This window comes from Sediminibacillus albus, assembly GCF_900101125.1.
Classification (GTDB): Bacteria; Bacillota; Bacilli; order Bacillales; family Amphibacillaceae; genus Sediminibacillus; species Sediminibacillus albus.
Genome location: NZ_FNFL01000003.1, coordinates 129301 through 153087 on the forward strand (window position 1 = coordinate 129301; position 23787 = coordinate 153087).

The 23787-nt window shown below is 43.0% G+C and carries 20 protein-coding genes and 1 pseudogene; 5 read left to right on the top strand and 16 right to left on the bottom strand.

All coding sequences use genetic code 11. The features are described 5' to 3' along the window. Positions 1-15: 15 nt before the first annotated feature. The 5 genes from BLR93_RS09750 to BLR93_RS09775 all read right to left on the bottom strand — a co-directional run bounded on the left by BLR93_RS09750 (position 16) and on the right by BLR93_RS09775 (position 7039). Positions 16-1158 (bottom strand): acyl-CoA dehydrogenase, encoded by a 1143-nt coding sequence (locus BLR93_RS09750; protein WP_093213760.1) that lies wholly within the window; start codon positions 1156-1158, stop codon positions 16-18. A gap of 32 nt (positions 1159-1190) precedes the next feature. Beyond that, positions 1191-2333 (bottom strand): acyl-CoA dehydrogenase, encoded by a 1143-nt coding sequence (locus BLR93_RS09755; protein WP_093213762.1) that lies wholly within the window; start codon positions 2331-2333, stop codon positions 1191-1193. A gap of 27 nt (positions 2334-2360) precedes the next feature. Then, positions 2361-3218: a 3-hydroxybutyryl-CoA dehydrogenase gene (locus tag BLR93_RS09760; protein WP_093213765.1), complete on the bottom strand. Its 858-nt coding sequence runs from the start codon at positions 3216-3218 to the stop codon at positions 2361-2363. 354 nt (positions 3219-3572) lie between these two features. Beyond that, a complete protein-coding gene (locus BLR93_RS09770) occupies positions 3573-4754 on the bottom strand; it encodes an acetyl-CoA C-acetyltransferase (RefSeq protein WP_093213770.1) in 1182 nt (393 codons plus the stop codon). Between the two features lie 146 nt (positions 4755-4900). After that, on the bottom strand, positions 4901-7039 hold the full coding sequence (locus tag BLR93_RS09775) for a heterodisulfide reductase-related iron-sulfur binding cluster (RefSeq protein ID WP_093213772.1): 2139 nt from the start codon (positions 7037-7039) through the stop codon (positions 4901-4903). 484 nt (positions 7040-7523) lie between these two features. Between BLR93_RS09775 and BLR93_RS09780 the strand changes: the two genes are divergently transcribed. Then, positions 7524-7703 carry a XapX domain-containing protein gene (locus BLR93_RS09780; RefSeq protein WP_093213775.1) on the top strand — a complete coding sequence of 60 codons (180 nt, stop codon included), beginning with the start codon at positions 7524-7526 and terminating at the stop codon, positions 7701-7703. A gap of 136 nt (positions 7704-7839) precedes the next feature. Here the strand turns inward: BLR93_RS09780 and BLR93_RS09785 are convergent, their stop codons facing one another. After that, on the bottom strand, positions 7840-8241 hold the full coding sequence (locus BLR93_RS09785; RefSeq protein WP_093213777.1) for a KGG domain-containing protein: 402 nt from the start codon (positions 8239-8241) through the stop codon (positions 7840-7842). A 189-nt stretch (positions 8242-8430) separates the two neighbouring features. Here BLR93_RS09785 and BLR93_RS09790 point away from each other — a divergent pair, with 189 nt between their 5' ends. Further along, positions 8431-8694, top strand: coding sequence for a YrhK family protein (locus tag BLR93_RS09790; protein ID WP_093213780.1), 264 nt, complete (start codon positions 8431-8433; stop codon positions 8692-8694). A gap of 236 nt (positions 8695-8930) precedes the next feature. On the opposite strand, the gene BLR93_RS18015 is transcribed toward BLR93_RS09790, so the two are convergent. The 6 genes from BLR93_RS18015 to speE all read right to left on the bottom strand — a co-directional run bounded on the left by BLR93_RS18015 (position 8931) and on the right by speE (position 14525). Next, positions 8931-9083, bottom strand: coding sequence for a hypothetical protein (locus tag BLR93_RS18015; protein ID WP_175559308.1), 153 nt, complete (start codon positions 9081-9083; stop codon positions 8931-8933). A gap of 38 nt (positions 9084-9121) precedes the next feature. Continuing rightward, on the bottom strand, positions 9122-10792 hold the full coding sequence (argS, locus tag BLR93_RS09795; protein WP_093213782.1) for an arginine--tRNA ligase: 1671 nt from the start codon (positions 10790-10792) through the stop codon (positions 9122-9124). Between the two features lie 173 nt (positions 10793-10965). Continuing rightward, positions 10966-11400, bottom strand: coding sequence for a YwiB family protein (locus tag BLR93_RS09800; RefSeq protein WP_093213785.1), 435 nt, complete (start codon positions 11398-11400; stop codon positions 10966-10968). Between the two features lie 164 nt (positions 11401-11564). Further along, on the bottom strand, positions 11565-12638 hold the full coding sequence (locus tag BLR93_RS09805; RefSeq protein WP_093213787.1) for an AimR family lysis-lysogeny pheromone receptor: 1074 nt from the start codon (positions 12636-12638) through the stop codon (positions 11565-11567). Between the two features lie 173 nt (positions 12639-12811). After that, entirely contained in the window at positions 12812-13684 is an 873-nt protein-coding gene (gene speB / locus BLR93_RS09810; protein ID WP_093213790.1) for an agmatinase, read from the bottom strand. A gap of 13 nt (positions 13685-13697) precedes the next feature. Further along, positions 13698-14525: a polyamine aminopropyltransferase gene (gene speE, locus BLR93_RS09815; protein ID WP_093213792.1), complete on the bottom strand. Its 828-nt coding sequence runs from the start codon at positions 14523-14525 to the stop codon at positions 13698-13700. Between the two features lie 310 nt (positions 14526-14835). On the opposite strand from speE, the gene BLR93_RS09820 reads away from it, so the two are divergent. After that, positions 14836-16908, top strand: coding sequence for a transglycosylase domain-containing protein (locus BLR93_RS09820; RefSeq protein WP_093213795.1), 2073 nt, complete (start codon positions 14836-14838; stop codon positions 16906-16908). 218 nt (positions 16909-17126) lie between these two features. Here BLR93_RS09820 and BLR93_RS09825 read toward each other — a convergent pair whose 3' ends face one another. Beyond that, complete coding sequence (locus tag BLR93_RS09825; RefSeq protein ID WP_093213797.1) at positions 17127-17654, bottom strand: YwhD family protein; 528 nt, start codon at positions 17652-17654, stop codon at positions 17127-17129. A 199-nt stretch (positions 17655-17853) separates the two neighbouring features. On the opposite strand from BLR93_RS09825, the pseudogene BLR93_RS09830 reads away from it, so the two are divergent. Continuing rightward, positions 17854-18039 (top strand): annotated as a pseudogene (locus tag BLR93_RS09830) (2-hydroxymuconate tautomerase); the annotation flags it as partial. Between the two features lie 550 nt (positions 18040-18589). Here the strand turns inward: BLR93_RS09830 and BLR93_RS09835 are convergent. From BLR93_RS09835 to BLR93_RS09845, 3 genes are all read right to left on the bottom strand, one after another. Then, positions 18590-20596, bottom strand: coding sequence for an ABC transporter permease subunit (locus BLR93_RS09835; protein WP_175559309.1), 2007 nt, complete (start codon positions 20594-20596; stop codon positions 18590-18592). Between the two features lie 163 nt (positions 20597-20759). After that, the gene (locus BLR93_RS09840) at positions 20760-21257 is read right to left on the bottom strand and encodes a YwgA family protein (protein WP_093213804.1); all 498 of its coding nucleotides are present in this window, start codon (positions 21255-21257) and stop codon (positions 20760-20762) included. A 45-nt stretch (positions 21258-21302) separates the two neighbouring features. Further along, positions 21303-22601: an HD domain-containing protein gene (locus BLR93_RS09845; RefSeq protein ID WP_093213806.1), complete on the bottom strand. Its 1299-nt coding sequence runs from the start codon at positions 22599-22601 to the stop codon at positions 21303-21305. Positions 22602-22937: 336 nt separating this feature from the next. On the opposite strand from BLR93_RS09845, the gene BLR93_RS09850 reads away from it, so the two are divergent. Further along, entirely contained in the window at positions 22938-23771 is an 834-nt protein-coding gene (locus tag BLR93_RS09850; protein WP_093213809.1) for a lipoate--protein ligase family protein, read from the top strand. The last annotated feature ends 16 nt before the right edge of the window (positions 23772-23787 follow it).

Here is a 23787-nt window from a genome sequence, read left to right on the forward strand (position 1 = left end):
TATAGTTGTTCGGGCTTAGGCTTTGGTGAGCATCCGGCCGATAACCAAGCGCTGGATTTCATTTGTTCCTTCATAAATTTGAGTGATCTTAGCATCCCGCATATAGCGTTCTACTGGATAATCTTTGGTATAGCCATAACCGCCGAACACCTGGACAGCTTCCGTGGTTATTCTCATCGCGGCATCGCCAGCAAACAATTTCGACATAGCCGAGGCCTTTCCATAAGGCTGTCCTTGCGATTCGAGCCAGGCAGCCTGGTAAGTTAATAAACGAGCAGCTTCAATGTCAGTTGCCATGTCTGCAAGCTTAAAGGAAATACCCTGATTTTGAGCGATTGGCTTTCCGAATTGCTCCCGCTCCTTCGCATAATCAACTGAAGCATCAAGGGCCCCTTGGGCTATGCCGAGTGCCTGGGCGGCAATCCCATTACGTCCGCCATCCAATGTACTCATCGCAATCTTAAAACCTTCTCCTTCTGTCCCAAGCAAGTTCTCCTTCGGAATCCGGCAATTTTCAAAAACTAACTCAGTTGTCGGAGAGGAACGAATGCCCAGTTTCTTCTCTTTTTTGCCAAAGGAGAAGCCTTGAAAGCCTTTTTCAACGATGAAAGCACTAATCCCGCGATGCTTGGCATCCTGGTCTGTTTTAGCAAAAACAATGTAGGTATCCGCAACACCGCCATTGGTAATCCATACTTTGTTCCCGTTAAGAATATAACTGTCGCCGTCCAGTTTTGCGGTAGTTTTCATGGAGGCTACATCGCTGCCTGCTCCTGGTTCTGATAAAGCATATGCGCCTAGTTTTTCCCCTCTTGCCAGCTCGGCGAGATAGGTTTGTTTTTGGTTTTCAGATCCATACTTAAACAACGGCCAGCTCGCCAGTGATATATGTGCCGACAAAGTAACACCAGTAGAGGCGCAGACACGTGATAGTTCCTCAACAGCAATCACATAACTGACAAAATCAGAACCAATACCGCCATATTCCTCCGGCCAGGGTATTCCAGCCAACCCGAGCTCAGCCATTTTGTCAAAAATTTCCCGGTCAAACCTTTCTTCTTCGTCCCGTTCAGCTGCTGTGGGCTCCACTTCTTTCTTAGCAAAATCCCTTACCATTTTTCTCAGCATTTCCTGTTCATCTGTTAATTGAAAGTCCATTGTTAGCTCCCCCTTTATCTCTTTTAAGCGTATTAAGCTCGTAAAATATGTTTTCCAATCACCATATGTTGAATTTCGCTCGTTCCTTCGTAAATTTCACAAATTTTGGCATCCCGGAATAGCCGTTCAACGGGATAATCTTTGGTGTATCCGTACCCGCCAAAAATTTGCACAGCTTCGATAGCAGCTTTTACAGCTGTTTTTGAAGCCATCAGCTTAGCCATCGATGCTTGTTTGCCACAATCTTTTCCTTCAGTCCGCATGAAGGCAGCCTGATAGGTTAATAGTTTTGCCGCTTCTACTTCTGTAGCCATGTCAGCCAATTTGAAAGAGATTGCCTGCTGATTGGCAATTGGACCGCCAAACTGTTCTCGTTCTTTCGCATAAACCGTCGAATAGGACAACGCAGCTTCTGCAATCCCGAGTGACTGGGCTGCAATGCCGATACGCCCAGCATTAAGGTTGGCCATCGCAATCTTAAATCCATCGCCTTCGCTGCCAAGCAGCTGCTCTTTTGATACGTGACACTCTTCAAAATTAAGCTGAACTGTACTGGACCCATGCAGGCCCATTTTCTTTTCTTTTTTGCCAACAGTCAGGCCAGGGGTGCCTTTTTCTACAATAAACGAGCTTACCCCTTTATAGCCGCCTTCCTGGCTGGTACGGGCGAAAACAATATACGTATCTGCATACCCGCCATTGGTGATAAACATTTTGGTTCCTTGAAGAACATAACCCTCCGCGGTCGGCTTTGCAGACATCTTTAAATTGGATGCATCTGACCCTGCTCCTGGCTCAGTCAAAGCAAACGCTCCTAAATACTGACCAGAAGCCAGCTTTGGTAAGTATTTTTGTTTTTGTTGTTCATTCCCAAAATACAAAATCGGATTGGTTCCAACCGATGTGTGCACCGATAAAATCACGCCGACGGTGGCGCTTACTTTGGAAAGCTCATGTAATGTAATAATATAGGAAATGTAATCCATCCCACTGCCGCGATACTTTTCCGGGATCGGAACGCCCATCAGTCCTAACTGGCCCATCCTTTTTATTATCTCTTCCGGAAAACGATCCTCCGCTTCCATACGCGGCACAGCAGCTGCTACTTCTTTCTCAGCGAAATCTTTTACCATTTTCCTTATCATTTGCTGTTCATCGGTAAATGTAAACCTCATGTTCCCGCCTCCTTTGATTAAGCAGTCTTAATCATTTGTGTATTCATAGAAGCCCCGGCCGGACTTTTTGCCAAGCCAGCCTGCTTTAACGTACTTTCGCAAGAGCGGACATGGGCGATATTTACTATCAGCAAATCCTTCATGAAGTACCTCCATAATATATAAACATGTATCCAGGCCAATAAAATCCGCTAACTGGAGGGGGCCCATCGGGTGATTCATGCCTAGTTTCATGACGGTGTCAATATCTTCAGGAGAAGATACACCTTCATATACAGCGTAAATAGCTTCATTTATCATCGGCATAAGAATCCGGTTAGCGGCAAATCCAGGATAATCCTGTACTTCCACAGGAGTTTTAGCCAGTTTTTCTGTCATTTGTTTAATGGCTTGAAATGTTTGCTCACTAGTCTGAAGTCCGCGGATTATTTCTACCAGCTTCATTACTGGTACCGGATTCATAAAATGCATGCCAATCACTTGGTCGGGACGATTTGTTACAGCTGCTATTTCTGTAATCGGCAAAGAGGACGTATTGGTTGCCAATATTGCATGGGCAGGAGCATGATAATCTAATTCCTTAAAAACCTTTGTTTTAATACCAAGGTTTTCAACTGCAGCTTCTATAGCTAAGTCGCATAACCTCACCTCTGATATATCGGTGGTCTTATTGAGCTTGGTTAAAGCTGACTGCCTGGCTTCGCCCGACAGCCTGCCTTTCTCCAAAGCCCGGTTCAACCGTTTCTCTATACCTGAGACACCGTTTTCCAAAGAATCCTCCGACACATCGTAAAGCAAAACCTCTAATCCTGCCTGGGCACAAACTTGGGCAATTCCCGAGCCCATTTGACCGGCGCCGACGACCATTACCTTTTTAATTTCCATTAGCTTTCACCTTTCTATATATACGTCTATGTTTTTATCATTCCGAGCGGAAGTGGAACGACTTTCCTCTGAAGCTGATCAACTCTGAATCAAAGTAGAGCGACTTCGGCGGTAAGTGGATCAATTCCTGATAGAAGTAGAGCGACCTCGGTTGAAAGCCGGAGCCGTCCACTCCCCCGCGTTGCTGAACGGGCATTTTCGCTTTTCTTTGGCTAGCTTCTATGCCCACCAACTTGGGGACTTCCTGCTCCTCTGTTCGATAAGTCAACATCGTCGCGTTGCTCCGTGTTTCCTTTATCTCCTGCGGAGCCGTCCACTCCCCGAGTTGCTGAACGGGCATTTTCGCTTTTCTTACTACTCCACTTCAAGGAGGATGGCGTCGCCTTGGCCGCCTCCGCTGCAGATTGCTGCGATTCCTAACCCGCCTCCTCTTCGTTTTAATTCGTGGATCAGTGTAAGGATAATCCGTGCCCCACTGGCTCCGATTGGATGTCCTAAGGCTACTGCTCCTCCGTTGACATTCACTTTGTCCAAGTCTAGTCCCGCGATTTTACTGCTTGCCAGTGATACGGCAGCAAATGCTTCATTAACTTCGAATAAGTCGATGTCAGCTAGGGATTTTCCTGATTTTTTTAATAGCGCATTAATGACAAGTCCCGGGGTTTGCGGGAAGTCTTGAGCTTCTACGGCAATTTCCTGGTGTGAGAGAATTTTAGCCATTGGCGCCAATCCTTCACGGCTTGCTCTATCCCCGGACATTAACAACATTGCACAAGCCCCGTCATTAACTCCCGGAGCGTTTCCTGCTGTAATTGTTCCACCTTTATCAAAAACAGGCCTTAATTTAGCAAGGGCTTCGATAGTGGTTTCCTTTCGTGGTGCTTCATCCTGCTCTATCACTAACGGCTCTCCTTTTCTCTGCACAATTTCCACTGGTATGATTTCGTCCGCAAATATTCCTTTTTCTATTGCCTGGACTGCCCTCTGCTGGCTGCGATATGCCCATTGATCCTGATCCTCTCTGGTTATCCCTAATTGATTAGCGGTTAAATTACCATAAGAGCCCATATGGACCCCTTCAAAAGAACAGGTTAAACCGTCATGAATCATCATATCCTTGACCTTCTGGTCCCCCATTCGAAAACCAAATCTAGCTTTTGGCATAAAATATGGGGCATTGCTCATACTCTCCATTCCTCCAGCAATAATAATACCTTCCTCGCCAAGCCGAATCAGCTGGTCAGCTAACGTTACACTGCGCATCCCCGAGGCACATACTTTATTGATGGTTTCCGTTTTTACCCGCCACGGAATGCCTGCCTCCCTTGCTGCCTGCCGGGAAGGAAGTTGGCCTTGCCCCCCTTGAAGGACCGTTCCCATAATTACTTCATCCAGCTTTTCAGAATCTATCCCGCTCCGCTGTATTGCAGCCTGGATAGCTCTTCCTCCAAGCTGTGCAGCAGTTAAAGGACTAAGAGTGCCTCCTAATTTCCCAAATGGCGTTCTGGCTCCTGAAACAATGACTGTATTCACTATCGTCCATCCCCTTCCTTTGATAACGCTTTCATTTTGTTCCGATTGAACGTTCGCTCACCGGATTAGCAAAAGGCGAGGAACTGTCCCAGAAGATCAGTTCCTCCTTAAATGCCAACACATAAACCTCTATCTGTCACTTTCTATTTTTATGCGGTTTTTTCCTCTTTACTTTCTAAAACTGATAACGCAAGTATTTCAGCGACATCCATCGTACTAATATCCTCATCGACTTCTTTTGCTTTCGTACCGTCACTGAGCATGGTCAGACAGAAAGGGCAGGCACTGGAAATCATCGTTGGATTTACTTGCATTGCTTGTTCTGTTCTCGCTACATTGATGCGGTTGCCAGTTTTATCCTCGGTCCACATAAGACCGCCGCCAGCACCACAGCACATGCCGTTTTCTCGATTTCTTTCCATTTCAACCAGGCGGATTCCTGGTATTTGTTTCAATATTTCCCTCGGCGGATCATAAACGCCATTATACCTGCCTAAGTAACAGGAGTCATGATAGGTTAACGTTTCGTTAATTTCCCGACTTGGCTTCAACAAACCTTGCGACACCCAGTCATATAGCAGCTGAGTATGATGAAACACCTCTGCCTCGAGGCCAAAATCAGGATATTCATTTTTAAATATATTGTAAGCATGAGGGTCGATTGTTACAATCTTTTTTACATTATGCTTTTGAAATTCCTTCACGTTTTTCTCTGCCAATTCCTGAAATAAGAATTCATTGCCGATACGGCGGGCGGTATCGCCAGAATTAGCTTCCTTATTCCCTAGAATCGCAAACTTGATTCCTGCCTGGTTCATCAGCTTGGCAAATGCCATAGCAATCTTTTGGCTGCGATTATCATAGGCACCCATAGAGCTTACCCAGAATAAATATTCAAAGTCTTCCCCAGCTTTTTTCATGTCTTTAACGGTTGGAATCGAAACATCCGGATCAAGGTCGCGCCAGTTTTCCCGTTCCTTTTTCGACAATCCCCAAGGATTACCCTGCCGCTCAATATTCATCATTGCCCGCTGGGCATCAGGGTCCATTCTCCCTTCAGTGAGGACAAGATAACGGCGCAAATCAATAATTTTGTCAACGTGTTCATTCATTACCGGGCATTGGTCCTCGCAGTTCCGGCAGGTGGTACAAGCCCACAGTTCCTCTTCTGTAATGACGTCGCCAATCAAACTGGTATTTTGAACCGTATCAACACTTGCTGCTACTTCATCCTGGGCTGACCCAGCGTTTCTAGCCATCTGTGCCAGCTGATTTCCTTGTGTATTGCTAAAAGCATAGCTGGGAACCCATGGGGATTGACCTGTAACAGCAGCACCTTTTTCGGTAAGGTGATCGCGCAGCTTAATGATTAAATCCATCGGCGACAGCATTTTGCCTGTTCCTGTAGCTGGACAGACATTTGTACAACGCCCGCACTCTACACAGGCATATAAATCGATAAGCTGAAGCTGGCTAAAGTCTTCAATTTTGCTAACACCAAAAGAAACATCCTCTTCCGCCTGCTCTTCATCGATTTCAAAATCCAGCTTTGTCAGTTTACCTGGTGGCGTCTGTCTGCTTAAAAAGACGTTGGCAGGTGCTGCCAGCAAATGGGCATGTTTGGATTGCGGAACATAAACAAGGAAACTTAGCAGCGCTAGCAGATGGATCCACCATGAGACAAAAAATACTACAGCAGCGGCCGTGGGAGAAACCCAATAGAAAGCGCTTGCAATTAACGACGCAACTGGCTCAGTCCAAGCTAGTGAATGGTTATGCCAAATCATAGCCATCCCATTTCCAAGCAGGACAGACAGCATTAGGGTTCCAATAAAAAGCAAAACCAGGCCAGCTTTAAAGCCTCTTTTTAAGCGGACTAATTTCTCTATATATCGGCGGTGAAATGCCCAGATGACCGCTGTCAAAATCATTAATGTAACTAACTCCTGAAAAAAAGTAAAGCCGGGATACAGAGGACCGAGCGGCAAGTGGGAGCCGGGCGCCAAGCCTTTAACGATAAAATCGACAGCACCGAACTGGACGAGGATAAATCCATAAAACATCATGACATGGATTGCTCCAGACTTCTTATCCTTTAATAATTTCTTTTGGCCGAAAACATTCACCATAACCGCCCGGATACGCTTCTTTATTTCCCCGTCAAACTCGAATTTCTGTCCTAATTTAATGTATGAAATCCGTGTCAGCACTACTCGTGCAAATAAGTAAAAGCCATAACAGGTGACGCTTAGAAATAAAAGCCAATTCAACAGCATTAATCCGTCCATATTACTTCCTCCTTGTGTGTAGAATCTTTCTCTCAAGATCAGGCTCGTTGTCTATGACCTTTTGAACGGAGCTGCCTGGCCATAAATCGGCCAAACCGGATATTCCTTTCGATTTCCTCCGCTAAACGATAAAACTTATACCTCTACTTTATATTATGAATGAACATTCAGTCAACTGTTATTGGGTTACTTTTTTGATTATTTAAAACACGCTGGCCAGATACCCCCCTGCCTAACGTCAATGTATATTTAATAGCCGCCGGCAAAAACTAAGACAGCAGTGTAGAAGGGCAGAACTAGACTGCTGGTGTTTTGCCACTGACCAGATCTTTATTTTTACAAAGAAAGTCCTTGCCTTATTATTTTATTTTGTTATTCTTAATTAGGTATTTTCAAATTTGGAAGAAAACCCTTTCTTTTCTTCCAATCCAAAAAATATCTATCAATCAGACAGCCATGTAATTACTCAAGGAGGAAATATTTTATGAAGGAAGTAATCTTAGCCTTGGTGACTGGGGTGATCGTCGGATTCATTTTTGCTTGGGGAAAGCTCCCTATACCGGCGCCGCCAGCCTTAGCAGGAGTCGTAGGAATTGTAGGGATTTATTGCGGATTTAAATTATTTCAGCTAATCGAACCCATGATTCAGAGGATTTTTTCTTGACTGTCTCACACAGATAAAAGGCCTCCGGTAGAAGTCGGAAGCCTTTTTATATGCACAACTTTACTATTGGACGAAAAAAAGAGAGGAAGAAATAATTTTCTTCCTCTCCTTTTTGAAAAATCGTTCTTAACTTACATTAAGAGTTATTGTTTTTTCGCTGCTGGCCCCGTTTTTCGCCGCCTTTTTGACCGATTTCCTCGTAGAATTCCTGATCATGATTTTTGGAAGTGGTGTTACCGCCTTTTTGACCGATTTCTTCATAGAATTCTTCATCATGATTTTTCGAGGTAGTTTCGCCGCCTTTTTGGCCAATCTCCTCATAGAATTCTTTATCATGATTTTTGGAGGTAGTTTCGCCGCCTTTTTGGCCTATTTCCTCGTAGAATTCCTGGTCATGATTTTTGGAAGTAGTTTCGCCGCCTTTTTGGCCTATTTCCTCATAGAATTCCTGGTCATGGTTTCGGGAAGTAGTTTGTCCGCCTTTTTTACCTGCTTCCTCTACTGACATCTTTCTATTGTTTTTATCATTCTTAGCCATCTTCTAAAACTCCTTTCATTTTTTTATTATCACTTACATTCTACTAGTTCACGTTTTTCCCGGTTATTAAACATGAACTGATTTTTTCGTATTTTTTATTCCTAAGAACGATGAAAATTATCGCCGAGTGCCGCACACAGAGTTTTTGAGAAAATATATAAAGGGTAAAGATGATAAGGAGGTGTTTTCGTGCCTAAAATCAAGGATGAAAAAAAATATGTTGATATCCAAATGGGGAAATTCCAACTTTTTTTTAATAAAAAATATCGATTTATTTCCTTGGCTAATGATCTTTCTTTGGGCTTATGGTTTTTAATAGGAAGTATTTTATTTTTATTTAAACACACGCAAACGATTGGCACTATTTTTTTCATTTTAGGAAGTGCCCAACTTTTGGGACGCCCAGTACTTAAAATAATCCACGCATTTTATTTAAAAAAGGGATCATCTTAGAATAATAGACCGCAGCAAAATGAAAGACTGGATTAGTCCCTCTGAACTACCCAGTCTTTTTTATCCATCAGTGGTTTGGATAACAAAGCCTTCCTTCTTTCAAACCAGTATTATAGCAATGGATAAGCAAAGCATCCGCACTGACCCTTTACTGATAATGTTATTATCTCTTCCCTATTGTTAACTGTTAGAAACTTTAGCTGCACAAATAGAGCATATGGCTTATGCCATATGCTCTAAATAACGTACGTCGATGAACGGTTGTCCTCCGCTTTTAATCTATCCAGCTCTGTACAACCAACGACTACCAGGCTTCCTGCTCCTTTGTACGATAAGTCAACATCATCGCTTCGCTCCGTGTTTCCTTTATCTCCTCCGGTGCCGTCCACCCTGTACGTCGCTAAACAGTTCTCCTCCGCTTTTAATTCTACATTCTTTCTGGTGCTTGGACTCCTAGTAGTTTTAGTCCGTTGTTGATCGTGATGCGGACTGCTTCCATTAACGCAAGTCTTGCTTTCGTCCGTTCTGGGTAATCAATATCCAGTACTTTTTCTGCATTATAAAAGCTGTGCAGAGTAGATGCCAAATCAAAAATATATTGAGTGACCCGGTGCGGTGTCCGCTTAGCTGCAGCTTCCTCTATTGCAGCTGAAAACTCTCCAAGGCGCTTTAACAGCTCCTCCTCTTTTTCTGCAGCTAACAAAGTGCCATCAATATCAGACGTAATGGCAAAACCCTTTTCTTTTGCCTGCTTTATCATCGTGCATATACGGGCGTGAGCATACTGGACGTAAAAGACCGGATTTTCATTGGATTGTGAACGGGCTAAGTCCATATCAAAATCCAGATGAGAATCACTAGAACGCATGACAAAGAAATACCTCATAGCATCAATGCCGACTTCGTCCATCAGCTCTCTCAATGTTACAGCCTTACCGGTACGTTTGCTCATTTTCACACGCTCGCCATTTTGGAAGAGGTTGACCATTTGGATAATTTCTACTTCTAGCTTATCTTCTTCATAACCAAGTGCCTGAATCGCTGCTTTCATTCTTGGAATGTAACCGTGATGGTCGGCACCCCAAATGTTGATCAATGTATCATAACCACGGTCTAATTTATTTTTGTGGTAGGCAATATCGGGTGACAAATACGTATAGCTGCCATCCTGCTTAACCAGAACACGATCTTTATCATCTGTATACTCCGTAGTTTTGAACCAGGTTGCGCCATCTTTTTCGTAAATGTGGCCTTTCTCCCGCAGCGTGTTTAGCGCTTCTTCTATTTTACCGTTCTGATATAAAGAAGTTTCAGAAAACCAATTATCAAAAGGAACTCTGAATTGAGAAAGATCGCCTTCTAGTTTTTTGAGCTCGTAGTTCAAGCCATACTCACGGAAAAAGTTCAAGCGTTCCTCAGCAGAAGCTTCACTCCATTTTTCTTGATACTCTGCCGCCAGCTGCTTGCCCAATTCAATTATATCTTTGCCGTGATAGCCGCCCTCGGGCATCTCCCACTGTTTTCCGAGTGCTTGCATGTACCTTGCCTCGACAGAAGCTGCCAAACTGGCAATCTGGTTACCCGCATCGTTAATATAATATTCTCTGGTTACTTGATAACCGGCTTTCTCTAAAACATTGGCCAGGGAATCCCCCACTGCTGCCCCACGGGCATGGCCTAAATGCAGGTCGCCAGTCGGATTGGCAGATACAAACTCGATTTGTATTTTTTGGCCTTTGCCGATATCTGAACTGCCATAGTCTTCTCCTGATTGCAGGATGGTCGGAATCAATTGAGTCAAATACTGGTTATCCATAAAGAAGTTGATGAAACCAGGTCCGGCGATATCGATTTGTTTAATCGAGGCTTTCGACTGATCAAATTGTTCAATAATTTTATCAGCGATTTGTTTCGGCGGCATCTTAGCTATTTTGGCAAGCTGCATAGCGATATTCGTTGCATAATCCCCATGGCTTTTATCTTTTGGCTGTTCTAAAATTATCTCCGGCAGTTCCTCTTGCTTGGCAAGGCCAGCATTAATAACAGCCTGAGCAATTTCATGTTTCAGGTTTTCCTGTGTTTGCTGCATAATATTCATTGATACGCCTCCTCTTTGACAGATAAGAAAGGCATGGCTTTCGCCTTCGCAAATATATCTTTCTTATCCTCATTGAATTGTTTATATAAAAGTCGTCCAGCTGCGGCCAGTGATTTGCCATGGAAAGGCCCGATATAGATGGGGCTACTTCTTCCTGGGCCAATCAGCATTTCCTAGCCGGGCTGCTGAAAGCCCAGGGTAAGCCGGTGCCTGCGCTCCCCTTCTCCATTCAGCTTGGTTGTATAGCTGATAAAAAGCTCTCCTTTTTTTCGTTCCTGCAGCTGTTGAAATGTAATTTGATCTGTATGTGTCTCCATATGTATGGTACCAAATTCATGGCGGTACACATTTTCCGTGATGTGCTTTTTGCGAAATATCTGGTGCATGTCCACAGCCCCTGTCCTCTTTACACTAACCTTCTCTGGCTGTATCGTGATCATGGACTGGACATCTCCCCCCTCATCCTTGTGTTCTGTAAAAGTCAGTACAGAGGTTTTCCCTTTTTGATAGTAGCTTCCTGTTTCTTGTATGACACTGACGTCTTTTCGTCCCCTGTCGAATATTTCCGTAGTCAATTTTATCTGAACAGTAGTTTTGCCTGTTGGCATCTTTTTTCTCTCCCTTATGTCGGGTTACAAATGACTATCCTAAATAACTAATTATAAGAATGAATCGGGAAAAACTCAAGTCCCAGTAAAAGATACCAATAATAGCAATAAAAAGCGGCAAATAGTTTCTCCCTAACAAAAAGACGCCACCAGGAAGGTAAGCGTCAATGTACAGCCTTTGATTTATGAAGCTCAAGCAATGGAAGCTTGGCAAAAAAGTAATCACTGCGTTCGTTAATAAAGCGCCGATAAGAGATTTCCAACATATCTCTGTCTTTCCTTGCTTTGCCTAGGTAGTATTGCTGGAAAGGGGTCAAGCTTTTGAAGCTGTTAAGGATGTTGATACATGTCTGGTTGTCTCCGCGCGCCAAGGCCAGATGAGCCATTTCAGACTGAACAGGTGTTGTAATCCCCTCGGTTCTGCCATGAAAAGCCGAAATAAACGGGATAGTATAATCATTAACCCCTTGGATTGCTGTCAAATCCTCGGTCATATTAGCAATCCGCTTGGCCTCTACAGCATGACTGATGGCCTGCTGGTAACTATCATACAAATATCCCAAAGCCATCGTATTGTGTATGTCTATTTTTTTCCTGGGACAGTGGGTCGTCTGCAAAATCCGGAAGCCATGCTTCCTGGCAATAATCATTTCATTTCGTTTCCAGTGAAATGTCAATAGCATTTCGTCCAGCCTTACCGAAAACAATTCACGAAGCATTGGATCGCTAATTTCATGAATGCTCACCAGCAATTGATCCAGATATCTGCCTAGCTTCCCATATTCTTTCCGCTCAAAATGGGCATACACTTGCAGAAAATGATAAAGGCACTCCAGCTCAATCCCTTCGATTGGAAGCTTGGCTATCCTATTTAAGTATTCGCTGGTTTCCAGCTTTCTCTTTCTACGCTCACAGATTATCCAGTACATCTGCGCCCATACACGGTTCTCCGGATTTTCCGAAGCAAGATTCTTTTCAATAAGTGTATCTAAATTCTCCAAAAATCCATATGCATATAAAAATTCCATGCCAATTCGCTGGTTGGCATCCGTTTTTGCCTCTAGACAATAACCTCGGGTAACATCTATCGCTGTGTTAATATCATCAGAAACAGATAATGCTTGAAAAACATGATAAAGGGAAAGCTCCCCCTTGTTTAAAAAGAATTGATTCCTTGCCCTATTTCCGCTGGCCTGCCGGTTGACAGGGTTCATCTCTCTATACTCTATGTTTTTCATAGATACCCCTTTCCATCCCTAATTCTACAAATAGCGACAATTTATTTTTTATTATATCATATGCGATGAGCGAACTGCCATATTTATCCTCTTATTACCAGTGATTATACAGCAAAACATCAGCATCCGGGGTTTCTATACTAAAAATAAGTCTTACTTACTAGACTAGAACTCTATTTCAGCCAGCCTAGCAGTATTTCCCTTACAAATTTACTAGCTGCTATGACGGTTTGTTCTGTTGGATCATAAACCGGAGCGACCTCTACTAAATCCGCCCCAATCACATTCAAGCCAGAATCGGCAATCAATTTGATTGTCTCCAACAATTCCTTGGAAGTAATTCCGCCAGCTTCCGCTGTTCCTGTCCCGGGTGCATAAGCCGGATCCAGTACATCAATATCAATAGTGACATAGACATCGCGGCCCTTTAATTCAGGCAGAACCTTTTTTAAAGGTTCTACTACTTCGAATTTGGACATGTGCATACCGCTTGTTTGGGCATAGTGAAACTCTTCACGCATTCCTGATCTAATGCCAAAAGAATATACATTTTCCGGTCCAATCAGTTCACATGTTTTTCGGATTGGTGTAGAGTGGGACAGTGCCTCCCCTTCATATTCCTCCCGTAAATCAGCATGGGCATCAATATGAATTACTGCTGCTTCCGGATATTTTTCATGGACGGCTTGTATGATCGGCCATGACACTAGATGTTCACCACCCAGGCCTAACGGGAATTTATCCTGCTCCAATACCTTTTTAGCATAATCATATATCATATCAAGGCTGCGCTGCGGATTGCCAAACGGCAGCGGAATATCACCGGCATCAAAGTAATTCACTTCCTCCAAATGTTTATCCATGTATGGGCTGTACTCTTCCAATCCAAGCGAGGCTTCCCTGATTCTGTTTGGTCCAAACCGGGAGCCCGGCCGAAAACTGACTGTCCAATCCATTGGCATACCATAAATGATAGCTTCTGCTTGTTCGGGATCTGGCCGCGACATAATGAACACTTTTCCTGAGTATGCCTCATCGAACCTCATTTTTTCATCCCCCCTATTCGGTCAAATCCTTTACAAATTTCGGCAAAGCAAAAGAAGCAAAGTGTATGTCCTTCGTATAATATTTTGTTTCCATCTCAGTAAAACGTTGATCTTTCACTTTTAGTGGATCGTGAATCTTGCTGCCAATTGTAAAGGTCCATAAACCGCTCGGGTAGGTAGGGATATTGGCAGTGTACAAACGCGTCACTGGAAAAATCTCTTGTACATCTTTATATACCTGTTGAATCAAATCCGCTTTAAACCAAGGGTTATCTGTTTGCGCGACGAATATCCCATCGTCTTTTAAGGCCTTGGAAATACCGCTGTAAAAACCTTTGGTGAACAAATTGGCAGCAGGTCCTACTGGTTCTGTAGAATCTACCATAATAACGTCATAGGCACGCTTACTTTCTGCAATATGCATGAATCCGTCGGCAACCTTAACCGTAACACGGGGATCATCCAAATCACCGGCAATCTCGGGCAGGTATTGCTTGGAATACTCGATCACTTTTCCATCTATCTCTACAAGAGTAGCGGTTTCCACCTGCTTATGCTTAAGCACTTCTCTAATCACGCCGCCGTCTCCGCCACCGACTACAAGTACATGTTTTGGGTTGGGATGGGTAAATAAAGGAACATGTGCAACCATTTCATGATAAACAAATTCATCTTTTTGGGTAGTCATTACCATTCCATCGAGTACAAGCATATTTCCCCATTCATCCGTCTCCAGCATATCCAATTGTTGATAGTCTGTTTTTTCGGAATGTAAGCTGCGTTTTACTTTGGCAGTAATGCCGAAATCTTTTGTCTGCTTCTCTGTATACCATAATTCCATATAAAATCTCCTTTTCGTCATAAAAAATGCTGCATTGTCCATTACTCTTATTTACTTCACTGTTCGAAATGAAACACATCAAATCCTGATAAAGTTCGACACCGAAAGGCTTTTCGCTGATCTTAGCTCCTAAATGCAGAGGGACACTGCCTTCATGCCTTTAAGCTTCAACAATACTAAAAATCTTATACTTTAGTCTGTCTGAAAATCAAGCGTTTTGCCAGGTTTATTTGTTCAAATTTATACCCATACTGTTAAGGTTAAAAATTTCGCCAGGAACTTTATCTCTACAACTAATCAGGTGGATGCCATGATTTCAATCGTTAGACAGCTTTTACAGCAAATAAATAACAGGTTTTTACGCTGGGCAACCGCCTTTGCATTTTTAGCAGGGGCTGCTTGTCTTTTTCTCGTTGCCTCTATCTATGCCACCGCCTATATACTTGGCCCTCCCTCTATGACAAAAGGGGGAAACACGGTTTATTACAGTGACTCGGAGCAGGTTATCGGGGAAGAGCACGGACCAGAAAGCAGATATTGGGTGAAACTGGAGGAAATCTCACCAATAGTTATCAAGGCTGCAATAACGACAGAAGACAAACGATTTTATTCGCACCACGGCCTTGATTTACCGAGAATTGCCTCCGCAGCCTGGAACGATTTAATTGCCATGTCTAAGGTACAGGGAGCCAGTACAATCACCCAGCAATTTGCCAGAAACCTATACTTATCCCATGAAAAGACATGGTCACGAAAACTGAAAGAAGCCTTTTATGCCATTCGCTTAGAAATGCATTATGACAAAGATGAGATTCTGGAAGGATATCTGAATACCATTTATTATGGGCACGGCGCTTACGGAGTAGAAGCGGCCAGCAGGTACTTTTTTGACAAGCCGGCAAATGCTCTGGACATAGCTGAAGCCGCACTGCTTGTCGGAATCCCTAAAGGGCCATCCTACTATTCGCCTTTTAATCACTTGGATAATGCAAAGGAACGTCAGCAGAAAATATTGTCCTCTCTGCATAAAGAAAAAATCATTAGCAAGGAGGAACTGTTTTTAGCTGAGCGGAAAAACTTAAAGCTGACAGAGCCTGAAGATAGAATGGAAGAACAGACAGCTCCTTATTTTCTCGACGCAGCCTTGGCTGAACTACAAAATATTTTAGGCATCGATAGGGAAGCTATCCGCTCCGGCGGATATAAAGTATATACAACTTTAAATCTCGATAACCAGCAAAAAATGGAGAATGTCATCACATCTTCCGTTAAGGAGAATACAAAGCTGCAGGTCGGCGCTGTCGCCCTGTCGCCGCACAATGGAGCAGTAACAGCCATGGTTGGAGGCAGAGACTATTCGGATAGCCAGTACAATCGGGTAACTCAGGCCAAACGGATGCCAGGCTCTTCCTTCAAGCCATTCTTATATTACGCAGCCCTGGAAAATGGCTATACTGCTGCTACTTCTTTATTGAGTAAACCGACAAGTTTTGAGTTGGAAGATGGTACCGTCTACCAGCCAAGTAATTATAATGGCTATTATGCCAATGAACCTATCACTCTTGCCCAGGCTTTGGCATTATCGGATAACGTATATGCTGTCAAAACAAATTTATTTTTGGGTCCGGAACAGCTGGTAAACACTGCTAAAAAATTCGGGATTGACGAGGATTTTCAGGCGGTTCCCTCGCTCGCTCTGGGGACTGGGGCAGTGACTGTCAAAGAAATGGCGTCCGCATACAGCATGCTGGCTAATGGCGGACACGAGGTAGAGGCATTCACCATCAAAAAAGTGACTGATACGCACGGTAAATTGCTTTACGAACGCGAAGAGGCCGACCAGCCACCGGTCCTCGATCCTGCCAAAGCCTTTATTCTAACTGATTTGATGACCGGTATGTTCGATGAATCGCTAAATGGCTATATGCGTGTCACAGGCGTAACGATCGCAGATCAATTAAGCCGGCCTTATGCTGGTAAATCAGGCACAACCAAAACGGACAGCTGGATGGTTGGTTTCAGTCCAGACATTGTTACCAGTGTCTGGACTGGGTACGACGAAAACAAACCAATCGAAAATGTTAAAGAACAACAAGTGGCTAAAGAAATTTGGGCCGACTTCATGGAGCAGGCTCACGAAAAGCTGCCTTTCCACACCTTCTCTGTGCCCAAGGGAGTTGTCGGCGCCTATGTAGACCCTGTATCCGGGGAGTTGGCAACCCCCTATTGTGGGCAGCAGCGTTTAATGTATTTCGCCAAAGGCACTGAGCCTGCCAATTATTGCTCCCTCCATCAGCCGGAGGACCCAAAAGAAAAACCACCGGAAGAAAAGAAGGAAGAAAAAGATAGCGGCTGGAAGCGCTGGTTTAAATGGCTGTCATGATTAAACCGCTTCTCGTGCTTGTTGGAAGTTTAATACAGAACCAATAAGAAAAAGGCCGGAAACTATTCCGGCCTTTTTCTTTGTCCTAGTACACAGTTATACCATGTGATACATATTTTACAAATTTATTAAGCAAACCTCAAGACATTCAATCATTGTTCACGATTCAGTCACAATTTGTTCATTTTTTAAAAGATATTTTTCAAAAGGAATCTAGGTTATTTTAGTGATTCCGACAGGGCTTGTTTTAATTCCTCAGCAGAATTCTTCCACATTTCCTCATTAAAATCACGAAGAAAATCACCTAGTAATTTTTTGGAATGGTCATCCATATGGTCAACAATCACTTTCCCTTTTAACGATTTGTCCATATGATTGACATGCTCAGGCATGGACTTGTATGCCCGTTTAATGGATCTATCGACCCTTACTTCACTACCGGCAACCCCATGGTAGTAAGCACCTTCCTCCTTCTTGCTGACTGTGACCCAAACAATCCAGTATAGCTTTCCATTAGGCACTTCATCTTTGTTGGGTAAAAACTTAACCCGGCGCTCGACTTCACTTCTGGCGTGCATCGCTCCCATATCAACAAATGCCCTATCTTCATTGGGATCTATAATTACAGGTGAGACATTTTCCAAGCTGATGGCGCCGATTCCGTAGCCGCCATGGCCATCAGTGGAATCATCCTTCAAAATCGTAAACTGGTTTTTCTTCTTATTGGAAGGTTGCTCTGAACTCATGTTACGCTCCTCCTTCGTTAATTTGTCAGTATTTTATTTTTCAAGAATCGGTCCTGCCTGCTAATGGTATCAATATCGTCATTGTAGCATAGGGGAAAATTCGTTTTCATCTATGAAGTATTGGCTAAGGCAGGAATTTTGCTAATTGACAGCGAATAATTAGCACTGTCAATGAAGATGAAATACAGAGGAGGATGACAACATGCCATATGTAACAGTAAAAATGCTTGACGGCCGGAGCGATGATCAAAAAATGGCGCTCATTGAAAAGGTTACCGATGCGGTAGTTGAAACGACCGGTGCTTCTAAAGATAAAGTAGTCGTTTTTATTGAAGAAATGAATAAAAGCCATTACGGTGTCGCTGGCAAACGGCTCAGCGACTAGTAACAAGAGCAGAGCCTGAGGATTAACCAACCACAGCAGACAGTCGAACGGTGATTCGAATCTCTAACATTCGAACTCGTTCGATTTTTCTTTTCTAATGTTTCATATACCCTGTGGACACAATGACAGCTATATTTCTTCCTTGTATGCCTGCGCTTATGGGCTGTTCATCCCTTGCATGACGACAGCAATCTCAAGTAAATCTTAAGCATTTGGGTTTTATTGGTTGAAAACCGTACGCAGACTTTCAGCGGAGGAAATCCACGGAGACTCCTGCGGGTGGAGAGGCCTCGGTGAGACCCCGCATAGCGCCAGCTCGAGGAGGCTCACCAGCCGCCCGCGGAAAGCGTAGTGTATTTCCGCAGCGTAGTACTAATGTTTATCAGATGCTATTAAGAAAACATCTACTGTTACATCGCCATTTATATCCATTACGTAATCCATCGAATGCATAAAGATGGGCCTTTTAAAACTTCATATGCTGTTATCATTCGGTTTTGGCAAGTGGATGTATGTTATCACGGTATTATTTTGCGCAAATTACGGTTTATCAACCATGTTTTTGCCTGGTTATCGAGTGTTCTTCTTTCACGAAGCTGAACTGCTCTGGCTTAGGTTCCTCCGTTGGCAGTTTTTCCGTGTTCTGCTTGGAACGTCCAAACAATCTGCCAATCAAACCGTTCTTTTCCACCCGGACACCGACCCGTTCCTGCTGGACTTCTTTTATTCCTTCAATGACAAACTGCATGGAAATAATCAAAAACATGAATCCAATAAATACAGGGAGGACAATCCATTCTTGCCCGCCCATAAATGCATTTCGCGAACCACTGACCAAACCAGACCATTCGTAGGTGACCGAGTGTGGATAAGCTTTGTAGGATTGATTAAGCATTACACTGGTTCCGCCTAAAAACATATTAAATAAACCGAGATGGATTAAGATCAGCAACACTTGAATAAACTGCTGCCCAAAAACGATGCCAAGCTTGGAATGAAGGTGAGGCATAATATGTCGGAACAAAATATGATTGGCATTTCCGCCTAAAACACGTGCGCCGTCTATATATTCACTTTTAGTGATCAGCTTGATTTCATTCCCAATCAGGATAGTTGTCAGCGGTACTACCAATAAGGTCAGCACTCCAGCTTCAATCAATATTCTTTCTGTAAATGAATAGGCGAAACCTGAAGTAGTACCCATTAAAACCGGGCTTAGCAGTATGACTGCAATGACACTCAAAGGTAAAAAATGAAAACTATCGACAAACCGCTCGATTCCCTTCTTCCATTTATCCTTGATGAATAAAGCGTACGGAACTGCCAGGACAAAACCGAGAAACATACGTAAAAAAGCAATAACACCCGCAAAAAGAATGGTGTACTTTGCGCCTGTTAACAGCTGGTCGAGCACACTGTAGCCATTTCTGTCAGTGCCTAATAATACATATTCTGAAGGTGGGTGCGGCTTGCTGCTAACCAAATTACCGTCATCGTCGTAAATTAACACAAAGTTTTTTACCGGCTCTTCCTGGACGACGGTATGGATAATACTAATTGCCAATATCGCAAATATAACAGTAAAGCCGAGCGCAAACTTTGGATTTTTAAAATGGGCAGCAATTCCTTTTGCAAGATTGAACAAGCGATCCTTCAGCGTCTGTTTGTTTGGGGTGCGGGCCAAGCTCTGGATAAATGTTTTATTGTCAAAGCGGAGAGCATCTTTTTCACCAAAAATTTCGATTCCCTGGTACAAGATATAAAATGGGGTGAATACCATCATCAGCGCCACTGCAATCACCATAGGCCTGAAATCATTCATAATAAAGCTTGAAAGCCCCCTAATATTAAACATGTACTCGATTACAAACAGACTGGATAAGGACCCCCAAAGGATTAATTTTGAGTGGTAAAACGTACTCCTAAGGATATTTCTAAGCACATGCATACTAATAATAGCCTTATCCTTGATTCCTTTGCTCTGGGCAAAATCCACATAGTCTTTAGTGAGTTCTTCTTCCATCAATAATAAAATCACCCTGAACAAAGATATTAACGGTAAGATTGACAGGACAACAATTGGAGCAAGGTAAATTCTATCGTCACCCAATGTCACAAACTTTAATATATGTACGCCGGTCTGCTTGTATATATATACAACAAACATTTGTAACAAGAACGCAACCATCAAATCCGGAACTGCTTCCGACACGGTGAGGATGCGTTTAACCAAGGCAATTAAATACTTTGGAAGGAACTGAGTCAATACTGCTAATATAAAAGCAAGACCGAATCCCAATAGTAAAGCCGCTCCTAGTATTCTCATTGAATACAGATAAGGATCCAGCAGAAAAGCAAAAACGTTTAATTCTTCTCCTCTAAATTGATAGACCCATTTATCTGGCTGGATCATTTCTTTGGCTAAGGTAAATGTATTTTCCAAGTATAGCGAAAAATCCACTATCCCTTCGCCTTGCATAAGGCTTGGTGCGGAACTAACCGCTACTATTCCCATTAATCCAAGGACGTAATAAACAAGGAATCTTACGAACTTCACAGGCACTCTTCCTTCCATTCCAGGTATGATAAGCTATATGGCAGACAACTTTAATTGTATCCAATATTCCAAAAACTCACAATGGTCGAAAGGAAATTATTAAGCATAAAGAACTACTTGTTAAAAACAAAAATGAGGAGCCGATGCAGGCTCCCCATAATAATTAGTGCTGTCGGATAGACGCAATGAATTCCCACGCTTCATCCATATCAGACTGCTGATAATTTTGTGTCTTTTTGACCACTTGGACTTTTTCTTCTACTTCCTCTTTTGGCAAATCGTCGAAGTAAAGCATCGTTGAAACTAATTCAAGAAAACGAGAGCTTTTCTCCTTCATATCGTTAATCATTTGCTCTAAAGGGGGTAAGTCGATGTTAGAGTGATTAAGGAATTCATCACCTTGTTCTGTCACTTGATATCGATATTGATAATAATTGCTTTTATCTTCTTTCACTTCGGAAATAAAGCCAAGGTTGCATAATTCTTCGATCCGCAAGGTTAACTCCTCCGAATAAGGGCCGTAAAAGTGAAATTCATACTTTTCTTCAAATGGGAAATCACATTTCTTAAGTATGTAAATCATTTTTTGCAGCTTTTTCCTTCCGACAATTTCATCCGCAGCTGAAAAAAACTTCATAATTTTTGCATGGTTTTCTAACATTATCAACAACTCCTATCTTGACAATATGGGAATGCTAGCAATCAGTTAACCAAATAGTATCTCATAGATCCGCTTTTTTTCGGGCCTTCCCTCCGGGAGATTTTCAAGCACGTCAAGCGGGAAGTACAGCTTATGGTCTGTCCGTTTCTTGCCTGAGATCGCTTCGACAATGTCAGACTGTCGGGACAATTCTTTCAGTTCATTATTTTTCGGCTGTAGCAAATGAATTGGCAGGCGTTCTTCCTCTTCTCCAGGCCGATAAAAATCATAAGGCAAATCAGAGGAGGAATCGACAACCAAATAATACTCTGGATCAACTTCAATAGCCTGAAACAACTTGTATAACTCCATCCATTCATTCATTTGTTGATTCGGATTGAACTCGATATATTTCAAGAGCCTTCGGTTAATGAATCTTTCGCATAAATCACTTAATACTTCGTCGTCTTCCTGTACCCATGCCTGGAAATAATAAAAGACGATTGACTCGTCTAACCGCAGATACTCTTCCAGGTCCACTTCCCCGGCAAAAAAGGAAAGAAAGTGCGTCGGATTTAATTTAAATTGATACTGCTGCTCATATAAGTATTTTGCCCGGTGGAGGATTTTCGACAAAATTACTTCAGCACTGCGTGTGACCGGATGAAAATAGACTTGCCAATACATTTGATAGCGGCTCATAATATAATCCTCCACCGCATGCATCCCAGTCTGTTTGATGACGACCTGATCTTCAACCGGCCGCATCACCCGGAGTATTCTCTCCATATCAAAGTGGCCGTAACTTACTCCTGTAAAATAAGCATCTCTTTGCAAGTAATCCATACGGTCAGCATCGATTTGGCTGGATATAAGGCTGACGACTAGCTTATTCTCATACGTTTTGTTGATAACATCGGCTACATCTTGCGGGAAACCTTCACCGACCTTTTTCAGTATTTTATTTATTTCTGTATTTCCTAATATGATTTTCTTGGTAAAATCCTCATGATTAAGTTTAAATACTTTCTCAAACGAATGAGAAAACGGTCCATGCCCCAAATCGTGCAGTAATGCTGCGCACAAGCAAAGCAGGCGTTCCTGGTTATCCCAATTCGGCCTGTCCTGAAAGTTGAACAGAATCCGCCTGACTATTTCATATACACCCAATGAATGGTTAAACCGGCTATGCTCTGCCCCGTGAAACGTCAAATAAGAAGTACCAAGCTGTTTAATCCGGCGAAGCCTTTGAAATTCCCTAGTGCCGATCAAATCCCAAATAACTTGGTCTTTGACATGGATATATCTATGTACAGGGTCTTTAAACACTTTCTCTTCGTTTAACTGCTCGTCTTTATATGCCATGCTACGGTCCTTTCCATATTATCGATTTTAGAGGAATACTTGGACAATCAGTAAACAGATGCAGGGATACCGCCTTTCCGCAGAGCAGCCGTTCTTTCTCTTCGTTATTCCCTGTACCCAAATTCCAACAATAATAGACAATTTACTTCTATTATATAATAGATGGGCAAACATAAAAAACGGTTTTTTAAACTATTTGCTTTTTGCAGCTATTACCAGTCAGCCAGCCAAATTTGCTATAATAAATTGACTCCTGGTTTGATGGGGTTTCATAAGTGGTACCGCAGCGTGCATCCTAAGAAAATATTAACAGGGTAAGATAAAGGAGTTAACCGCATGATTGATTGGAAACAACAGTTTAGTGAGAAAGTACGTTTTATAGATCAGCGGGGAAAAGCCGCAAGAGAAGATGCAATTGCTTCTTTTGCCTATGACGATACGCTGGCAATTTCCGTAGGAAACGAAATCTCTCCTCCCGCCGCCCGGTTGTGGGTTCATGAGAAAACTGTCATTCTGGGAATCCCGGATGCTAAACTCCCTCATATTCATGAAGCAATTCAATGGCTAGGTGAACAAGGCTATCAAGTAGTTATCCGCAATTCTGGAGGGCTGGCGGTAGTATTGGATTCCGGCATTTTAAATTTAACCTTCGTCCTCCCCGATGCCAAAAATATCGGCATTCATGAGGGTTATCAGGCAATGGTCGAATTTATCCAGTATCTTTTTGAAGATGTGACCAATGACATTAAAGCATTTGAGATAAAGGGATCTTATTGCCCTGGAGATTATGATTTAAGTATCGGAGGCAAAAAATTCGCCGGCATCTCCCAGCGCAGAGTTAAAAATGGATCTGCCGTCCAAATTTATTTATGCATCGAAGGAAGCGGGAAACAGAGGGCCGAGCTAATCAAGCAATTTTACCGAATTGGCAGACAGGGAGAAGCTAATCGTTTTGACTACCCGGAAGTGCATCCAAGTACGATGGCTTCCCTTTCAGAGCTGCTGGCATTGAATTTGACAGTCGACGATGTTGCCCGCCGGATTTTACAAGCTTTACGCCAGCTCAGTTCCGTGGTTGTGGAAGATCCGCTTAGTGAACAAGAGCGGGAATGGTTTGGGAAACGATTGGAGCAAATGCACGACAGGAACAAAAGAACACTGGTGGAATGATATAACTTCCCCAGTG

What these genes read in the sequence shown, in the direction of transcription:
- BLR93_RS09785 (WP_093213777.1), bottom strand. Translation starts at nt 8,241, where the DNA reads ATGGCTAAGAATGATAAAAACAATAGAAAGATGTCAGTAGAGGAAGCA.
- BLR93_RS09845 (WP_093213806.1), bottom strand. Translation starts at nt 22,601, where the DNA reads ATGGCATATAAAGACGAGCAGTTAAACGAAGAGAAAGTGTTTAAAGAC.
- BLR93_RS09850 (WP_093213809.1), top strand. Translation starts at nt 22,938, where the DNA reads ATGATTGATTGGAAACAACAGTTTAGTGAGAAAGTACGTTTTATAGAT.
- BLR93_RS09755 (WP_093213762.1), bottom strand. Translation starts at nt 2,333, where the DNA reads ATGAGGTTTACATTTACCGATGAACAGCAAATGATAAGGAAAATGGTA.
- BLR93_RS09750 (WP_093213760.1), bottom strand. Translation starts at nt 1,158, where the DNA reads ATGGACTTTCAATTAACAGATGAACAGGAAATGCTGAGAAAAATGGTA.
- BLR93_RS09825 (WP_093213797.1), bottom strand. Translation starts at nt 17,654, where the DNA reads ATGAGTTCAGAGCAACCTTCCAATAAGAAGAAAAACCAGTTTACGATT.
- BLR93_RS09805 (WP_093213787.1), bottom strand. Translation starts at nt 12,638, where the DNA reads ATGAAAAACATAGAGTATAGAGAGATGAACCCTGTCAACCGGCAGGCC.
- speE (WP_093213792.1), bottom strand. Translation starts at nt 14,525, where the DNA reads ATGGAATTATGGTATACAGAGAAGCAGACAAAAGATTTCGGCATTACT.
- argS (WP_093213782.1), bottom strand. Translation starts at nt 10,792, where the DNA reads ATGAATATTATGCAGCAAACACAGGAAAACCTGAAACATGAAATTGCT.
- BLR93_RS09800 (WP_093213785.1), bottom strand. Translation starts at nt 11,400, where the DNA reads ATGCCAACAGGCAAAACTACTGTTCAGATAAAATTGACTACGGAAATA.
- BLR93_RS09775 (WP_093213772.1), bottom strand. Translation starts at nt 7,039, where the DNA reads ATGGACGGATTAATGCTGTTGAATTGGCTTTTATTTCTAAGCGTCACC.
- BLR93_RS09820 (WP_093213795.1), top strand. Translation starts at nt 14,836, where the DNA reads ATGATTTCAATCGTTAGACAGCTTTTACAGCAAATAAATAACAGGTTT.
- BLR93_RS09780 (WP_093213775.1), top strand. Translation starts at nt 7,524, where the DNA reads ATGAAGGAAGTAATCTTAGCCTTGGTGACTGGGGTGATCGTCGGATTC.
- BLR93_RS09760 (WP_093213765.1), bottom strand. Translation starts at nt 3,218, where the DNA reads ATGGAAATTAAAAAGGTAATGGTCGTCGGCGCCGGTCAAATGGGCTCG.
- BLR93_RS09840 (WP_093213804.1), bottom strand. Translation starts at nt 21,257, where the DNA reads ATGTTAGAAAACCATGCAAAAATTATGAAGTTTTTTTCAGCTGCGGAT.
- speB (WP_093213790.1), bottom strand. Translation starts at nt 13,684, where the DNA reads ATGAGGTTCGATGAGGCATACTCAGGAAAAGTGTTCATTATGTCGCGG.